Raw genomic sequence first — 17,613 nt, forward strand, 5'->3', positions numbered from 1 at the left:
TCCTTTTGAAAAACAATCTGTTTTTCAAATTTAATCACTCAGACGGTCATAACGAGTTTTTATCCAAATAACCAGCCAATAAAGCGGCACGATAAATGCGGCGGTATACAAAATCGAGGGCAGGGTACGCGTGACAAGCGAAAAAGTCGTCCTGTCGATACCGGCGAGCCACACAAACAGCAGCCACTCAAAAAATTTAATTAATACGATTGCCGAGGACACCAGCAACAGTGCGGTCACAAGGTTGTTGCGCATCACGGTACGGATCAAAACACCGATGAAGAAGCAGAGAATCATCATCACGAGCGGAAAATATCCCGCCGTTCCCATGTGGATGATATCAAAAAAGATACCGCACCCCAACCCGAAATACGCGCCTTTATAAGGCCCCTCGCAGATGGCGGCAAGCAGCGCCCAAACGAGCAGAAAATTCGGTCTCGTCCCGAAGATGGGCGGAAAAAACCCCGCGCTTTGAATCAAAAAGAATAAAAACCCGAGCCCGCAGTACCAAAGCCACTTAAACAACGCGGTTCGCGTTGAAAATTCCCGTTCCACTCTGTCACCTCGAAGCTGTGCCGGAGGAAGTGTTTTCGGAAGTCACCGAGGAGTCGGTAACCGTACCTTCCGGATCAAAGTCGATCACGACCAGCACCTCTTTCAGATTCGAAAAATCCGCTGACGGCGTCAGCACCGCGTCCATGGCCAGTCCCTGATCGTCGGCCACAACCCGCTGTACGACCCCTGCGACAAATCCCTGCGGATAGATGCCGCCCAGTCCCGAGGTCACCACAATATTCCCGACCGCAATTAAGCTGCCCTTCGGTAAGTAAGCGAGCTTGAACAGCCCCTGTGCGGCCAATGTACTGTCACCGGTCAAAACACCGAAATCGCCCGAGACGATATCGTATCCGCCGACGTTGCAGTCGGGGGAGAGCAGGGTCGTGACTGTACAGTGATTATACGATACCTCGCTGACAAATCCGACAACTCCGGCCGTCGTGACCACCGCATCCTTTTCCTGAATGCCGTCCCGGCTGCCTTTATTGATGGTGAAGGATCCGTAATATTCACCGCCGTCGCCGCTGATCACAGTCGCACCGATCATTTTCAGATCCTGCCGCTGTTCGGTGATGCCGACAATCTCTTTGAGCTGTTCGTTCTCCCGCTGCAATTCCTCATAGTCGGCCAATTGCTGCTGTAATTGGGCGACCTGCGCCTTAAGCGCTTCGTTTTCGGCCTCGGTGGCCGTTTTATCGGAAAAATAGACGCCGAGTCCGGAGAAACCGCCTTTAACCGCCGAGGCAAAATCCTGGAACGGTGCGGTCAGATTACCGAGCCAGTCGGAGGGCAAAGAGAGATTGCGACCGCTTGCGGCGTTGCCGATCAAAAGACCGGTCAGCACCACAACGATCGCAACCAGAATTTTAAATGCTCTTCCCTTAAAAAACTCCTTCATCCATGACTCTCCAAAACGGCGAAAACGGATTTACTAGCGCATCCGCGAACTGCGGGCATCGGACAGATGTTCGTAATATTCCAGCGCCTTGCCGGTGCCCTCGGCCACGCAGTCGAGCGGACGCTCGGCGATATGCACGGGGATACCGGTATCAACGTTGATAAACTTATCAATGCCGCGCAGCAGCGCACCGCCGCCGGTCAGCATCATGCCGCTGTCGATGATGTCCGAGGCCAGTTCGGGGGGAGTGACTTCCAGCGTGGAGCGGATGGTCTCAAGCACGGCGGCCAGCGGGTCGGCCAGCGCCTCACGTACTTCGACTGCGGTAATCGTAATATTCTTGGGCAATCCGTCGAGCAGATTTCGGCCCTTGATGTCCAAACTGCCGCTCTCCTCAACCGGAAACGCCGAACCGATCTTGATCTTGATGTCCTCTGCGGTGCGTTCACCGATCAGCAGATTATACTTTTTCTTGATATACGATACAATGGCGTCGTCAAAAGCGTCTCCGGCTACGCGGACCGATTTTGCGGTGACAATGCCGTTCAGGGAGATCACGGCAACCTCTGTCGTGCCGCCGCCGATATCGACGACCATGCTGCCGATCGGCTCATCGATGGGCAGACCCGCACCGATTGCGGCCGCCATCGGCTCCTCAATCACCTTGGCCTCTTTGGCTCCGGCTTTCAGGGTGGCCTCATGCACGCTGCGCCACTCGACTTCGGTAACGCCGGAGGGCACGCAGACCATCACGCGCGGACGGCTCCAGAATCCGCTGCCCGAGACGGCGCGGATAAAATGCTGCAGCATGCTCGCTGTGACGTCGAAATCGGCGATAACGCCGCCTTTGAGCGGGCGAATCGCCTCTATGGAACCGGGGGTCCGGCCGATCATCTCTTTTGCCGCGGTACCGACCGCTTTGACCTCGTCGGTGCGCACATCAAGCGCGATGACCGACGGTTCACGCAGCACAATGCCCTTGCCCTTGACGTGTACCAGCGTGTTGGCAGTGCCCAGGTCGATGCCGATGTCCTTTGTAAACATTGTCTTCTCTCCCTTAATTTTGATTATCTTTATAAAATTCGGAAACGAACTTTTGTTCCGGATATATTATAGTACAATTTATGCGGATTAACAAGGGTTTTATCTTTGATCCCACTTTCAAATGGGTATAATGAAAGCTTCTCAGTGAGCAGTTGACAGTTCACAGTGAACAGTGACATATCCGGAAACTCATAATACAATCTCTACGATACTGCATTGTTAATTTACTTATCACTGTACACTTTTAACTGCTCACTGTTAATTCGAAATATTCCTAAATATAGAATTTAATCCTGATTGACCTTCATTTTCAGATAAGCGGTGATAAAGCCGTCGAGGTCGCCGTCCATCACCGCGTTGATGTTGCCCATTTCGTAATCGGTGCGGTGATCCTTGACCAGCGTATAGGGCATAAAGACATAGGAACGGATCTGGCTGCCCCAGGCAATCTCCTTCTGCACCCCCTTGATGTCGTTGATGTTCTCGAGGTGTTGTTTTTCGGCGATGTCAGCCAGTTTGGAACGCAGCATTTTCATAGCGGTTTCACGGTTTTGATGCTGACTGCGCTCATTTTGGCAGGCGACGACGACGCCGGTCGGAAGGTGCGTGATACGGATCGCCGACGAGGTCTTGTTGACGTGCTGTCCGCCTGCGCCGCTGCTTCTGTACGTATCCACTCTCAAATCCTCGTCCCGAATCTGTATGTCGATGTTGTCGTCGATTTCCGGCGTAACCTCAACCGCCGCAAAAGAGGTATGTCTTCTGCCGGAGGCGTCGAACGGCGAGCAGCGCACCAGCCGGTGAACGCCGGATTCGGATTTCAAATAGCCGTAGACATTCTCGCCGGTAATTAAAATCGAAGCGCTCTTGATGCCGGCCTCGTCGCCGTCCTGATAATCGAGAATTTGATATTTATACCCGCTGCGCTCTGTCCAACGGGTATACATACGGTACAGCATCTGTGCCCAGTCGTTGGACTCGGTGCCGCCGGCACCGGGGTGAAAGGTCACAATGGCATTGCAGTCGTCGTATTTGCCCGACAGCAGCAGCGTCAGCTTTTTCTCATCCAACTGTTTTTCGAACGCCTCAACGGCTTCCTTGACCTCATCGAGCATGGAGAGGTCCTCAGTCTCGTTGCAGATCTGTGCCAGCGCCACGCAGTCGTCATAGTCGGTTTTCAGCTTTTCGCAGATGGTGATTTTAGCTCTAATCGCGCCGATTTTTTTCATCAGCACCTGTAATCCGGCCACGTCGCTCCAGTATTTCTCGTCGTGGGTCTCCTGTTCCAAGTCGGCAAGCTCCGCTTTGAGTTTTTCATAACGGACCGCCTCAAGGTATTCGTTCAGTTCGGGTTTCTTGTCCCGCATAAATAACAGTATTTCCTCATATTGCAGCATGTGTTTTCAATCCTTCCGGTTTTATATATATTTATGGGTTTCCAACCGTAGGGGCGGATATCATCCGCCCGCCGGCATCATGCCGGCTGGACATCTCATCTTCTTCCATGTTATAATCATTTCAAACAAGGGGGCATTCACCATGGAAAAAGGCAGATTTTTCGCACTGTTATCCCGTATGAAATACATCGGGCGCTGGGGGCTGATGCGCGGCACGCGCACCGAAAACCTCTGTGAGCACTCGCTCGAGACCGTCTACATCACCCACGCGCTGGCCGAAATCCATAATACGTTCGATACCGAATCCGCCATCGGCACGGCCGACGTAAAAAAGGCGGTGTTGTATGCGGCTTATCATGACGCGCAGGAGGTCTTTACAGGCGACTTGCCGACGCCTGTCAAATACCGCAACCCTGAAATTCGGGATGCTTATAAGGCGGTGGAACATGCGGCGTCCGAGCGGCTTTTGGATTCGCTGCCCGACGACCTCCGTACGGCCTATGCGCCGTATTTAGCGCCTGACCCCGATTGTTTGGAATGGAAGCTCGTCAAGGCGGCGGATAAGCTCTCGGGCCTGATCAAGTGCCGCGAAGAATTGGCGTTCGGCAACCGCGAATTCGCGGCGGCCGAGCAAGCGCAGCTGGCGGCAATCAAGAATCTGCATCTGCCCGCAGCGGAACTTTTCGTAAAAAAATATCTGCCGTTCTACGCCAAATCCCTGGATGATCTGTTGGAAACCTGAATCCCCGATCCTGTTCAAGACATGCCGCGAGGGCTGATGACAACATCAGCCCTCGAAAATTTTTATTGTCAGAGCCCGGGTTCGGGTGCGGGTGTCGTAAACATGGCGCGGAAATCCTCACCGGAGATCTTCTCATCCGCCAGCAACCGTTCCGCCACGCGGTTGAGAATGTCGGTATGTTCGGACAAAATCTCTCTGGCGCGGGCAAAACAACTGTTGATAATGTTATGAATCTCCTCGTCAATCTGAGCCGCAACGGATTCTGAGACATTCTGGGTATGCGTAAAGTCACGCCCCAAAAAGACCTCTTCGCCCGAGTCATAACAGACAGCGCCGAGTTTTTCGGAGAATCCGTATTTGGTGACCATCGTACGGGCGATCTGAGTTGCGCGCTGGATGTCGTTGGACGCGCCGGTCGAGATATCGTCGAGCATCAGCGCTTCGGCGACACGTCCGCCGAGCATGGAGGTCACATCCTCCAACAGCTCGTTTTTAGTGACAAAGCTCTTGTCTTCAGTCGGCAGATACATCGTATAACCGCCGGCCATTCCGCGCGGAATAATCGAAATTTCATGCACAGGATCTTGGTTGGGCAGAAAATAACTGACGATCGCATGGCCGCCCTCGTGATATGCGGTCAGCTTGCGGTCCTTGTCGGTGACCTTGCGGCTGCGTTTCTCGGGGCCCATCATGACCTTATTCTTGGCGTCCTCGATGTCGTCATTGGTGATGGCCTTGTGCTTTCTGCGGGCGGCCAGCAGCGCCGACTCGTTCAGGATATTTTCGAGATCGGCGGGCGAGAAGCCGACCGTCGTCTTTGCGATATTTTCAAGATTGACGTCGGGTGCAAGCGGCTTGTTCTTGGCATGCACCTTCAGCACCGCCTCACGGCCCACCATATCGGGCATGCTGACCACGATCTGGCGGTCAAAACGCCCCGCACGCAGCAGCGCCGGGTCCAAAACGTCCGGGCGGTTGGTCGCCGCAATAATCACGACGCCCTCGTTGATGCCGAAACCGTCCATCTCGACGAGAATCTGGTTCAAGGTCTGTTCGCGCTCATCATGGCCGCCGCCGAGACCCGCGCCTCTGCGTCTGCCGACCGCGTCAATCTCATCGATAAAGATAATGCAGGGCAGGTTTTTCTTGGCCTGCTCGAATAAATCACGCACACGCGACGCGCCCATACCGACATACATCTCAACGAAGTCGGAACCGGACACGGCGAAGAACTGCACGCCAGCCTCACCTGCGACAGCTCTGGCAAGCAGGGTTTTACCGGTACCCGGAGGCCCCACGAGCAAAACGCCCTTGGGCACTCTTGCGCCGAGTGCGGTATATTGGCCGGGGTTCTTGAGGAATTCGACCACCTCGGTCAGTTCCTCTTTTTCCTCGTCCTCCCCCGCAACGTCGTCAAAGGTGACCTTACGCTTTTCGTCGGAAGCGGTCTTATATCTGGCCTTGCCGAAGTTGGCGATCTTCCGACCGTCGCCGCCCTGTTGGCGCATCATAAAGTAATAGAACGCGAACATCGCGCCGAACAGCAGCACATACGGAATCATCGCCACCCACCATGCGGTCTGAGCGGCAGGCGTATAATCGAACTCGATCGGGTTTTTCAAGCCCTCTGTCGTGGCGTTATATTCGACCGCATCAGCTCTGTATTGTGCGGTATCCTCCAAGAACAGGGTAATGCTTGCAACCTTGTAGGTAATCTCGTTTTCGGGATCGCTCTTGAGAACAATTTTCAATTCGCCGGTTCCGAAGTCAAGGGTATGCGAGGCGACTTGATCGTCTTGAAAATAATTGAGTATCTGCGAATAAGTGTTTTTCTCTTCAATTCCGAGTCCGTTGATCATCCAGGAAATCATCAGCAGAATCCCGATGCAAACCAACCCGTAAACCAGGATTCGTTTAAATTTTGTCATTGTTTTTCCATGCCTTTCCGGCAAAGCCGAGTAAAGATAGTATTTCTCCGAGAAATGATTTCTATGAAACCCGTTTTACGGTCACTTCTCGTATACCGAAGGTTTCAACACTCCGATATAGGGCAGATTGCGGTATTTCTCATCAAAATCCAACCCGTAGCCGACGACGAATTCATCCGGTACGGCAAAGCCGACGTAATCCGCCTTGATGTCGGCCTGTCTGCGTTCGGGCTTGTCCAGCAGCGTGCAGATCTTAATGGTCTTAGGCCCGCGCAGGGCGAGCGTCTTTTTGAGATACGAGAGCGTCATCCCGCTGTCGAGAATGTCCTCGACGATCAACAGATCGAAATTCTTGAGTTCAAGATTCAAATCCTTGACGATCTTGACGACGCCGGAGGTTTTGACCCCGGAACCGTAGCTGGATACGCACATAAAATCGATGGAGCAGGGGATGTCGATGCTGCGCATCAGGTCGGCCATAAACACAACGGAACCTTTGAGCACACTGACCAGCAGCAGATTCTTTCCGCGGTATTCCTCGCTGATCTGAGCGCCTAAGTCGGCGACCCGTTTTGAGATCTGTTCCTCGCTGAGAAGGATGTTCTTAATATCGTTTTTCAAGAGGCGTTCTCCCTTCAACCGATTTCGATATCTAATGCCGCGCGTCCGGTAACAGCAGCAAACCGCTCGTCCGCGCCGAAACGCTCTACGAATACCGGCCCGCTGTCGTCGGCAATGACGATCAGTCGGTTTCGCATCGAGATCGGAACTCCATACTCGTTATACCACTTTTTCAGCGGCTTCCCGACGCCGCCCGAGTGAAAATAATCCCCCGGCTGCCGGCTTCGGGCAACGAGCTGTCCTGTTATTTTATCACAATTCAGTGAAGAAATAAAGTGCAATTTGTTGTTTTTCTCTGGGTTTTGGCAGATTTTCAGGGTGATTCTGCGTCCCTCGACCCAATTCTCACCGACCTCCAGCGCAACAGGGCTTATTTCACGCATCTCATCCCCCGATGTCAGCAGTCCTTTGCAGGCATTTAAACGGATACCGCAGAGCGTCCTGTGGCCCCCGCCGGCTTTGATCAGCCGTTCGGCCTCGGTGATATCCTTATAGGTCGGCGTCACGTCTTTTTGCGCAAACCACATCGCAATGGCACGGGTACGAATCGGTGCGCCCGCAGCCGCCAAAACCGCACAGCTCAAGCCGGCCTGGCTCTGCGCTTCTTCCAGAAGCGCCTCTGCCGCCGCCGAGAGGTATTCCTCATCCTCCCGCAAAAGCTGCGCCGTTCTCGCGGCGCATTCGATCGCCGCCGGATTCAAGGAGGTCAACACCGGCAGAATCTTGTGACGGATGACGTTGCGTGAGCAGTCGTCGGTCAGATTGGTGCTGTCGGTGACAAACGGAATGCCGTTTTCTTTGCAGTAATTCAAAATCTCTGCACGCGTACAGCAAAGCAGAGGCCTTGCAATGTTGCTGCGGCGCGGCGGAATCCCGCCTGCACCCTTCAGTCCGCTGCCCCTGGTGATATTAAACAGCATGGTCTCCAGATTATCGTCGCTGTTGTGCGCGGTCAAGATCAACGAGCCGTCCTTTTCGGCTTCTTCGGCTAAAAACGCATAGCGCAATTCTCTTGCCGCCGCTTCCAGCGAAAGCCCTTTTTCTTTCGCAAAGGGACGCGTATCGCCTTCGCCGAGGGTAAAGCCGACGTTTTTTCTGCGGCAGACGGCACGGCAGAATTCCGCGTCCCGACGGGCCTCGTCGCCGCGTAAACCATGGTTAAAATGGGCCGCCCGTACGATGCCGCCGTGTTCCGAAACGTACCGGCAAACAAAATCCAGCAGCACGGAAGAATCCGCACCGCCGGAAAAAGCGACCAGAAAACGATCATATTGGTCAAAAAGACCGTTCTTTTCAATAAACGCTGCGATCTTTTGAATCATTGTTCCGGTGGGGGCCCTTCGAATGCCGCTGACACAAACTTGGTCGAAGCCCGCTGATAATGCAGCATAATCGTACTCGTCGGACCGTGGCGGTTTTTTTCAATGATGCACTCCGCCTGGTTACCGGTCTCGGCCAGCTTTTCGTAATAGTCCTCGCGGTATAAAAACAAAACCACGTCGGCGTCCTGCTCGATTGAACCCGATTCGCGCAGGTCCGACAGCATGGGGCGGCGGTTCTTTGCACCGCGCTGTTCGGTGCCGCGCGATAACTGCGAGATCAAAATGACCGGAACGTTAAGTTCCTTGGCCATAATCTTGGTGGCACGGGTCATCTCACTGACCTCGACCACACGGTTATCAATGCGCCGTCCGCTCTGCATCAACTGCAGATAGTCGATAATCACGAGCGACAGATTCGGAATCCGGCGCAAACGGGCTTTGATTTCGCTGATCGTGATACCGGCGGTATCGTCGATAAAAAACGGCATTTTCGCCAGCGTGCCCGCAGCAGCGGCAAAGCTTGTCCACTCGTCGCCGTTGAGCTGACCGGTCAGAATGGAGGAGAGCGACAGATTGGCCTCGGCTGCCAGCATGCGCTGTACAATCTGCTCCTTGCTCATCTCGAGCGAAAACACGCAGACCGCGCCCTCTCCGGAAGCGGCGACGTTTTGGCCGATGTTCACGGCAAACGCCGATTTGCCCACGCCGGGGCGGGCCGCCAAAACGACCATGTCCGATTTATTCAACCCCGACAGCGCCCGGTCGAGATCGCCGTAGCCCGTCGAGATACCGCGGATGTTCTTTTTCAGCTTGGCGCGTTCGTCAATCTCGTCGAAGACATCGCCCAAAATGCTCTTGACCGGCACAAGCCCCTTATAGTCGCGGCCCTGCCGGATGTCATAAATGCGCTGCTCGGCGCGTTCAAGGACAAAATCGGCCTCTTCGGTGCCCGAAGAGATGCTGTCGATGGTGTCTTTGGACGCCGCATACAGCGTGCGCATGTAATATTTATCGAGAACAATCTTAATATAAGCCGTCACGTTGGACAGGGTCGGGACGATGCCGCAGATTTTTAATAAGTACTCTTTCAATTCCTCGTTGGCCATATCGGTCTCGCCCGACAGCGCGTTCAGAACAATGATAAAGTCGGGCTTTTTGGAGGTCTCGAAGGCGTCTTTAATCTCGGTGTAGATCTTGCGGTGCAGCGGATAATAAAAATGCTCCTCGCGCAGCCGTTCCAGCACGGACGTCAGACAACCGTCGTCCAGCAGGGCACTGCCCAGCACCGCCTGTTCGGCCTCGATGCTGTAGGGCATACCCGGTACGATGTCAAACGCTGACGCAGATGCAGAATACTCCGCGGGGCTCATGAATCCGTCGTCCTTTCTTTTCAGATGGTGGATTTATTTCTCCGGATTACTTGTCGCCTTCAGACTGTTTGGTCACCTTGAGGTTGACGTTCACCGTCACCTCGGGGTGCAGTTTGATGCAGGCGGCATAGTCTCCGTAGGTCTTAATCTCGGGAATCGTAATGCGCTTTTTATCGACTTCAATACCGGTCTCCGCCATAATCGCCTGTGCGACCTCAGAGGACGTCACCGCGCCGAAGAGTTTATTCGTGCCGCCGCGCGCCTGGATCTCAACCGTCGTGCCGTCCAGCTTCTGCCCGTTCTCAACGGCGGCCTGGCGCAGCTCTTTTGCGTGGTGTTCCAGCGACGCCGTCTTTGCGGCGACCTCATTCAAAATTTCGGTTGTGGCCTCCACGGCCATCCCTCTCGGAATCAAAAAATTGCGTGCATAACCATCTTTGGCATTGATGATCTCGCCCGCTTTCCCGACGCTCTTAACGTCCACTTTAAGTAATACTTTCATAGTAATGTGCATCCTTTCGCAGATTTTAAGAGATTTGATCCGTTTGTGAAGCCAAAAGAACCAAACGCTGTTCCTTTTTCACGCGCGGTCAATTTGAAGAATCGTCTTCATTTGAAGGTTCGTCTTCAAACGTTATGTCCTTTCCGACATCGGTATAAGATTTGAGTACCCGTTCAAGACGCTTGAGCGCGGCATATCTGCTGATACCCGCCAGCTGTGCGGCCGCCATGGTGATATTTCCGCCGCCGCCCATCTGTTCCATGATCGCCGCGACGTCAAACCGCCCGTCCGACCGTGCCGAGATACAGGTCTCGCCTTCTGCGCGATAAATGACAAACGAGGCTTTCACCCCTTGAATCGTCAACAGTTCGTTGGCCGCCTGAGGCGCCAAAACGCGGATACGGGGCTGGTTTTTGCCCGCGACCGCGATGGCGCAGTCCCCGAGCATCCGTGCAGAGAGCACCAATTTGGTGCGTTCACGGTAATGTTCCAAACTGCAGTCGAACAAATTGCGGGTATCGGAAATATCCGCCCCCATCGCAAACAGCGAACCGGACACGAAAAAGGTCTTTGGGGTGATTTTCTGCGTAAATCCGCGAGTATCGAGCATAATCCCCGCAGCCAGCGCCTCGCAAAGCACCGAAGACGGGGTCATCTCGGAATAAGATATCAGCTCCGCGGCCATTTCACAGGTCGAGGAAGCACGTTCATTATGGATAAAGAGTCCGGGAAAATCGGTCAGATCGCTGCGCAGCTGATGGTGGTCAAGGATGACCGACCGATCGCAGACGTCGAACAAAAACGGACACTCGAGCAGCGAAGTCCTGTTGGTATCGGTAATAATTGAAAGAACATTGGCTTTTGCAATTTCCCGGGCCCGTTCCGGTTCGATAAAAATACCCTCGGATTCATCGGCTCTTATCCGATCGATCAGCGGCGTTGAAAGGCTTGTCTCCTCGTTTATAACGATAAAGGCGGTTTTTCCGAGTTCCCGCACCATACAAAGCACCCCGTAGGCGGAGCCGAGTGTGTCGAAATCGGAGTTCTTGTGTCCGCTGACGATCACCGAGTCGGATTCGAGAATCAGTTGTTTCAACAAGAAAAACGACTCCTTGTTGCAGCCTGTGATCTCCAACCGGACACCCCCTCTTCTTATATCGTCATCGCCATGATAATCGGCACCACGATCGGACTGCGCTTCATCGTGAAATAAATACGCTTGGACAGCGCCTCTTTAATCTCATTGCGGTAGATATTGATATCGTTGACGTCGCGCTTGACCAGTTCCTCGATAATGCGAACCGTCTCAACGCGCAGCGTCTCGAGCAGCTGTTCGGATTCTTTGATAAAGACAAAACCCCTTGAAGTGATCTCGGGACCCACGACCAGCCGCGGATTCATTATATCAATTACAGCCGCCACCGTCAAGATGCCGTCCTGCGACAGCAGTCTGCGGTCACGCAGCACAACCGATCCGACGTCGCCGACGCCGAGGCCGTCGACATACACTCTGCCGGCCGGGACGCTGCCCACGATCGAGATGCCGTTTTGGCCGACCTCGATGATGGCGCCGTTTTCGCCGATCAGAATATTTTTACGCGGGATGCCGAGCGACTCCGCCGTTTCGGAATGACGTTTCAGGTGTTTATATTCCCCGTGCACCGGCATAAAATAAGTCGGTTTGGCCAGAGATATCACCAGTTTCTGCTCTTCCTGACAAGCATGGCCGGAGACGTGCACGTCGTACATACGCTCATAAATCACGTCGGCCCCGAGTTTCAAAAGCCGGTTGACGATCTTGGTGACCATCCGCTCGTTGCCGGGAATCGGGGTGGCCGAAATGATGATGAAGTCTCCCGACCCGACCTCAACCTTGCGGTGATCCGAAAATGCCATACGCGACAGCGCCGACATCGGTTCACCCTGGCTGCCGGTGGTGATCAAAACCAGTTGCTCAGGCAGATAGTTGTTGATTTCTTCGATATCAATTACAAGACCTTCGGGAATTTTCAGATACCCGAGTTCGGTCGCGATGGCAAAAGTGTTCAGCATACTTCGCCCGCTGACGGCGACCTTTCTTCCGAATGCCACCGCCTTGTCGACAATCTGCTGAATGCGGTGAATGTTTGATGCGAACGTCGCGATCATAATGCGCTTTTTTTCCGCGCGCTCAAACAGCCCGTCAAACGATTGGCCGACGGTGCGCTCCGAGGCGGTGTAGCCGGGACGTTCGGAATTGGTCGAGTCGGCCATCAGCAGCATAACGCCCATTTTACCCAGTTCGGAGATGCGCGGCAGATCGATCATGGGGCCGATAATCGGGCTCAGATCGATTTTAAAGTCACCGGTGTGAAGAATAATACCCGCCGGCGTATAAATGGCCATCATCACCGCGTCGGGAATGGAGTGATTCGAGGCGATAAATTCGACCGAAATCTGTCCGAAACTCACAACGTCGCCCGGTGAAATTACGCCAAACAACCGGGAACGCTCCGGAATATTGTGTTCACGCATCTTGCCGTTGACCAGCCCGATCGCCAGTTTGGTGCCGAAGACCGGCACCGCATAATCTTTGAGTAGATACGGCAGACAGCCGATATGGTCCTCATGCCCGTGGGTGATGACCACGCCGCGCAGTTTGTCTTTAATTTGTTCGACATAGGTCATATCCGGGATCACGACGTCCACGCCGAACAGTTCGTCATCATTGGGGAACGCCTGTCCGCAGTCGACCATAATGGCCTCGTCGCCGTACTCGATAATCGTCATATTTTTGCCGATTTCTTCGAGACCGCCCAGCGGAATAATACGAACCGAAGCCGCCTCAGGATCCCGTTCGTATTTAAATTGGCTTCTGGAATACTTTTTAATTTTGTTCTGGCCGACCGACTGTCGGACGTCCCGTTCGGATGAGGGATGCGAAAACTTGGGGTGAATCTCCTCTTCCTCCTCGGGAACGGGTGCGGCGGGTGCCGGACGCGGCGCCTCTTTCACGGTTTCTTCGGGCTTGCGGTTTTTGGGGGGTCTGCCTCTGCGCTTGGGCGGCTGTGCAGACAAACCGGTATTCTCACGCTCGAACTGCGCGCCCGCGAGCGTGTCATGAATTACCGGCGCACCGGTATTGTTCTTTTTTTCCTGATTCATTTTCTATGATCCTTTCGCGTTGGGATACAACGATACAAATTTAATCTATATAATGCGGTTCATGCCTCGCCGCATAATACCAAAATTCACGCGAAAACACGAATTCAGACCACAGCCGTGGAAGTTCGAGTCGGACAAATTTCAATTCTGTCTCGCGCATGATTAATCTTACACCTCCCCCAATAGATTGTCAAGCTGTTTTTCTTGACATTTTTCGCCGCCCTGTTATAATTTTCGTAATATTACGGGAGGAAGGGTACAAATGCGACTTCCAAAACGCGCCCTGCGGCAAAATCCCCTGTTCAAAATCCTTGCACCCTTTTTCTTTGCCGGGGTTTTGCTCTCACCCGCGCTGCTGGCGTTTGACTCAACGCTGTCAGGTTCATTGGCCATGCAGATGGGCGGCAACAGCGAAATCGTCGGGTTTCAAAGCACGGCCGTGTCGGTCTCTTCGCTGGCGGCTTTGGCGGGACCTTTTTTGATCGCAAAACTCAATTCCGCCAAAAAGACGCTTTTGTTAGGGTTTCTCGGCGTTTTCATGGCTGTACTCGGTTCTGCGGCCGTCACGGCGTTTTGCTTTAATGTCACCGGCGCCTGGCTGCTCAATGCGCTGATCTTTATCTACGGCCTTTTTTATTCAGGTCTGGCCTGTACCGGTTCCGCAGCGCTGACCAAAGCCAATATCCCTTCTTCTGCATTTACCGTCTTCAGTCCGATCCAGATTGCGGCGGCATTCGTGCTGTCGGCGGCGTTGACTTATGCCATGAAGCTGATGATCAACGACGGCGGTATGAGCGGACAGCACACTTATCTGATTATTTTCGGAATCTCAGCTGTCCTGATCGCTGCGATTCTGGCCATCTACAACTTCTCCAAAGTCAAGGACAGCACGCCCCAAGCCTCGGATACGCCGATCGCCTCCAAACAGTACTTCGGCGAGTTGAAATCCGCTTTTAAAACCAAAAAGGCCTTTCTGTTTTCATTTTATGCCCTGCTTTTCGTGGTGATTTGGATCTCACGCGGCCTGTATGTCAGTATCGGCTACGAAACCGATTTCGAGACCATGACGAATCTGTATCAAAGCGCCGTCACCGTATCGATGATCGTCAAGGCCGTGGGATTCTTCGCTTTGGGATTCGCGGCCAAACGTTGGGGAAATCGCGCCGTTTTAACCGTTTTAGCCGGATTCTATGTGCTGCTGCCGCTGTTTGCGATATTACTGCCCTTCAAAGCTTATTCTGTCGTAATAGTGCTTTCAAATACCACCACGATGTCCAGTGTTTTTTTGGTAAATCAGCTTTTTTCCGATTCAAAAGAGCAAAACTATCCCGTACGCTTTGTTATTTTCTCGCTTTTACGGCTGCCCGTATCGCTTGTAATGCCCGCAGTCGGCAAGCTCGCGGAGATTTCGCCTCAAATTTTCGAATACGCCGTCTTCGCCTTATCTGTTTTGCTGTTCGCGCTGTTGCTCATTGATCTTGCCCGCGATAAAAAAGAATACCACGGCGTCCCTTACCGAAAACGCCCGATCCTGTAGGGGTCGGCATCAAAGCCGCCCTGATAGGCGGCATGACGACCCGCCATTGTTGTGGGGAGCGACGACCCGGCGCTCCGGCGAGCAATGCCCGCTCACAATATACGCACTAAAATCCGCGAACCGTTCGCCGAATCATCCACGCTTCCAACCTTGGTGTTTCTCTGCAGGGGCGCACCTTGTTTCCTGTTTCCGTCTTTGCAGAGGAAAAGCGCGAGGTACAGCCTCACGCCTGAACGAGCAATTCAGAAACGAAGTTTCCGATTCCCCATCCCGGTCTGGATTGCCGTGGGGCTGAAGCCCCTCGCAATGACAATTGAACATTTTCGAAAGGAGCCCAATATGCGCCTATTTGTCGCCGTCCATTTTTCCCCGGAGATCAAAACCGTTTTGCTCTCTGCCATTGAAGACCTGCGCCGTCAAAGCGCGGGCAATTTCACACGCCCCGAAAACCTGCATCTGACTTTGGTTTTCATCGGCGAGAGTGACCGCATCTCCGAGGCCAAAAACGCACTCTCCGCCGTTCAAAGCGCACCGTTCGAGCTGACCGTCGGCGGGGCGGGGAAGTTCGGCGACCTCTGGTGGGCGGGTATCGACAAAAACCCAGCGCTAAACACACTTGCAGCTTCGGTGCGCGCCGAACTCACCAAACGAAATTTCGATATTGACCCGAAACCGTTTCGGGCGCATATCACCTTAGCCCGGGAATTGCGCGAAAAGAACATCAAATTGGACGTCTCGCCCGCCGCTATGACGGTCAGCCGCATCTCCTTAATGCGTTCCGACCGCATCAACGGCAAGCTTACCTATACCGAAGTTTTCGGAAAGCCGCTTGACGGCATCGGATAATCCGAAAAACAAGCGAATACAAAATTATTCATGATTGGGGATATAACCATATGAAAAAACGCATTTTTTCCACGCTGTTCTGTCTTCTCCTCTTGCCACTCCTGTTCTCCGGCTGTTCCTCCGGACCCGAACTCCCAAACAGAGAAATCGCCGTGCTCTTCACGAACGACGTACACTGTGCCGTCGACGATGCGATCGGATACGCGGGTGTCGCTGCATACAGATCCGAACTCGAGTCCGCCGGTATCGAAACGATACTCGTCGATGTCGGCGATGCAATCCAGGGCGCTCCGATCGGCGCGTTTTCAAAAGGCGAGAATATTATCAGTATCATGAACGCGCTGGGTTATGCGGCCATGGTACCCGGCAATCACGAGTTCGACTACGGAGTGGACAACCTCGTCGCTTTATCCAAAGAAGCGGATTTCCCGTTTGTCTCGCTCAATCTTGTCGATTCCGCGACCGGCGAAACGGTCTTTGAGCCCTATACCGTCGTGGAATACGCCGGCGTAAAAATCGCATTTATCGGCGTTTCGACTCCGAAAACCCTGACGTCCTCGGCCCCGACATATTTCATGGACGAAAACGGCAATTACATCTATAATTTTATGCAGGATGAGGACGGCGGCAAACTCTGGGCCGCCGTTCAAAACACGGTCGAATCCGCCAAAAAAGCCGACGCAGATTATGTCGTTGCGCTGACGCATCTCGGTATCGACGAATCCGCCTCTCCCTATCTCTCAACCGAACTGATCACCCACACCACGGGAATTGACGCAGTGCTTGACGGACACTCGCACTCGGTAATCGAATGCGATCTCGTGAAAAATGCGGACGGCAAAGAAGTCGCGCTGTCCTCGACCGGAACCGAGCTGGAATATATCGGCGTTTTGACGGTCAAAACAGACGGCAGCATCGAGACTTCGCTTGCGGTGACCGAAGAAAAAGACGCCGGAATTACGGCGCTGATCGACAGCATCAAGCAGGAATCGGATGCCCTTCTCAACGCTGTTGCCGCACATCTTAATACGAATTTAGAGATCATCGATCCGACGACCGGTGTACGTGTCATCCGGACCGCCGAGACGAATCTCGGCGATCTGTGCGCCGACGCTTACCGCGCGGCGGGAGACGCAGACTTGGCTTTTGCGAACGGGGGCGGGATCCGCGCCGCTCTAAACGCGGGCGACGTGACCTACGGCGATATTCTCGCGGTTCAGCCGTTCGGGAATAAACTGTGCAAAATCATTGTGACCGGTCAGGAGATTCTGGACGCGCTTGAATACGGCGTCAGCAAAGTCCCGGCGGAATTCGGCGGTTTTCTACAGGTGTCCGGACTTACTTTTACCTACGATCCCAACGTCCCGTCAACCGTTATAACCGATGAAAACGGTATGTTTACCGGCATCTCCGGAGCGCGCCGCGTCGTCAGCGTGATGATCGGCGATGAGCAGCTTGACCCCGCAAAGGAATATACGCTCGTCGGCACCAACTATACCCTGAAAAGCTGCGGCGACGGCTATACGATGTTCGCCGACAACGAAATTCTGCTGGACGAGTTTATCGACGATTATACCGCTCTGACCGATTACATCAGCGGCGGCTGCGGCGGTAACGCCGCACAGTATGCCGAAGTTTACGGCGGAGACAGAATCATCGCAAAATAACCGCTCAATTATACCGACATAAAAGCATCAAAAAGTG

Annotated in this window: 15 protein-coding genes; 4 read left to right on the top strand and 11 right to left on the bottom strand. The window is 53.6% G+C overall.

Features of this window, described 5'->3' with window-relative positions:
* Positions 1–30: 30 nt before the first annotated feature.
* From mreD to prfB, 4 genes are all read right to left on the bottom strand, one after another.
* On the bottom strand, positions 31–555 hold the full coding sequence (gene mreD / locus PK629_07955) for a rod shape-determining protein MreD (GenBank protein HOP11410.1): 525 nt from the start codon (positions 553–555) through the stop codon (positions 31–33).
* A gap of 4 nt (positions 556–559) precedes the next feature.
* Positions 560–1,456, bottom strand: coding sequence for a rod shape-determining protein MreC (mreC, locus tag PK629_07960; protein ID HOP11411.1), 897 nt, complete (start codon positions 1,454–1,456; stop codon positions 560–562).
* A gap of 33 nt (positions 1,457–1,489) precedes the next feature.
* Positions 1,490–2,500, bottom strand: a complete 1,011-nt coding sequence (locus tag PK629_07965) for a rod shape-determining protein (GenBank protein HOP11412.1) — start codon at positions 2,498–2,500, stop codon at positions 1,490–1,492.
* Positions 2,501–2,787: 287 nt separating this feature from the next.
* The gene (prfB, locus tag PK629_07970) at positions 2,788–3,897 is read right to left on the bottom strand and encodes a peptide chain release factor 2 (GenBank protein HOP11413.1); all 1,110 of its coding nucleotides are present in this window, start codon (positions 3,895–3,897) and stop codon (positions 2,788–2,790) included.
* Positions 3,898–4,039: 142 nt separating this feature from the next.
* Between prfB and yfbR the strand changes: the two genes are divergently transcribed.
* Positions 4,040–4,639 (top strand): 5'-deoxynucleotidase, encoded by a 600-nt coding sequence (gene yfbR, locus PK629_07975; GenBank protein ID HOP11414.1) that lies wholly within the window; start codon positions 4,040–4,042, stop codon positions 4,637–4,639.
* A gap of 68 nt (positions 4,640–4,707) precedes the next feature.
* Here yfbR and ftsH read toward each other — a convergent pair whose 3' ends face one another.
* From ftsH to PK629_08010, 7 genes are all read right to left on the bottom strand, one after another.
* Complete coding sequence (gene ftsH, locus PK629_07980) at positions 4,708–6,567, bottom strand: ATP-dependent zinc metalloprotease FtsH (GenBank protein ID HOP11415.1); 1,860 nt, start codon at positions 6,565–6,567, stop codon at positions 4,708–4,710.
* A gap of 81 nt (positions 6,568–6,648) precedes the next feature.
* Positions 6,649–7,188: a hypoxanthine phosphoribosyltransferase gene (gene hpt / locus PK629_07985; GenBank protein ID HOP11416.1), complete on the bottom strand. Its 540-nt coding sequence runs from the start codon at positions 7,186–7,188 to the stop codon at positions 6,649–6,651.
* Between the two features lie 14 nt (positions 7,189–7,202).
* Positions 7,203–8,510, bottom strand: coding sequence for a tRNA lysidine(34) synthetase TilS (gene tilS, locus PK629_07990; protein ID HOP11417.1), 1,308 nt, complete (start codon positions 8,508–8,510; stop codon positions 7,203–7,205).
* Positions 8,507–9,880, bottom strand: a complete 1,374-nt coding sequence (gene dnaB, locus PK629_07995) for a replicative DNA helicase (GenBank protein ID HOP11418.1) — start codon at positions 9,878–9,880, stop codon at positions 8,507–8,509. The genes tilS and dnaB overlap by 4 nt, the downstream gene beginning before the upstream one ends.
* Before the next feature lie 46 nt (positions 9,881–9,926).
* Positions 9,927–10,382 (bottom strand): 50S ribosomal protein L9, encoded by a 456-nt coding sequence (gene rplI / locus PK629_08000; protein HOP11419.1) that lies wholly within the window; start codon positions 10,380–10,382, stop codon positions 9,927–9,929.
* A gap of 88 nt (positions 10,383–10,470) precedes the next feature.
* Entirely contained in the window at positions 10,471–11,517 is a 1,047-nt protein-coding gene (locus tag PK629_08005) for a DHH family phosphoesterase (protein HOP11420.1), read from the bottom strand.
* 17 nt (positions 11,518–11,534) lie between these two features.
* The gene (locus PK629_08010) at positions 11,535–13,526 is read right to left on the bottom strand and encodes a ribonuclease J (protein HOP11421.1); all 1,992 of its coding nucleotides are present in this window, start codon (positions 13,524–13,526) and stop codon (positions 11,535–11,537) included.
* 262 nt (positions 13,527–13,788) lie between these two features.
* Here PK629_08010 and PK629_08015 point away from each other — a divergent pair, with 262 nt between their 5' ends.
* The 3 genes from PK629_08015 to PK629_08025 all read left to right on the top strand — a co-directional run bounded on the left by PK629_08015 (position 13,789) and on the right by PK629_08025 (position 17,576).
* Entirely contained in the window at positions 13,789–15,063 is a 1,275-nt protein-coding gene (locus PK629_08015) for a hypothetical protein (GenBank protein HOP11422.1), read from the top strand.
* A 339-nt stretch (positions 15,064–15,402) separates the two neighbouring features.
* The gene (thpR, locus tag PK629_08020; protein ID HOP11423.1) at positions 15,403–15,909 is read left to right on the top strand and encodes an RNA 2',3'-cyclic phosphodiesterase; all 507 of its coding nucleotides are present in this window, start codon (positions 15,403–15,405) and stop codon (positions 15,907–15,909) included.
* A 50-nt stretch (positions 15,910–15,959) separates the two neighbouring features.
* Positions 15,960–17,576 carry a bifunctional UDP-sugar hydrolase/5'-nucleotidase gene (locus PK629_08025; GenBank protein ID HOP11424.1) on the top strand — a complete coding sequence of 539 codons (1,617 nt, stop codon included), beginning with the start codon at positions 15,960–15,962 and terminating at the stop codon, positions 17,574–17,576.
* Positions 17,577–17,613: the final 37 nt, after the last annotated feature.

This window comes from Oscillospiraceae bacterium, from assembly GCA_035380125.1.
GTDB lineage: Bacteria > Bacillota > Clostridia > Oscillospirales > JAKOTC01 > DAOPZJ01.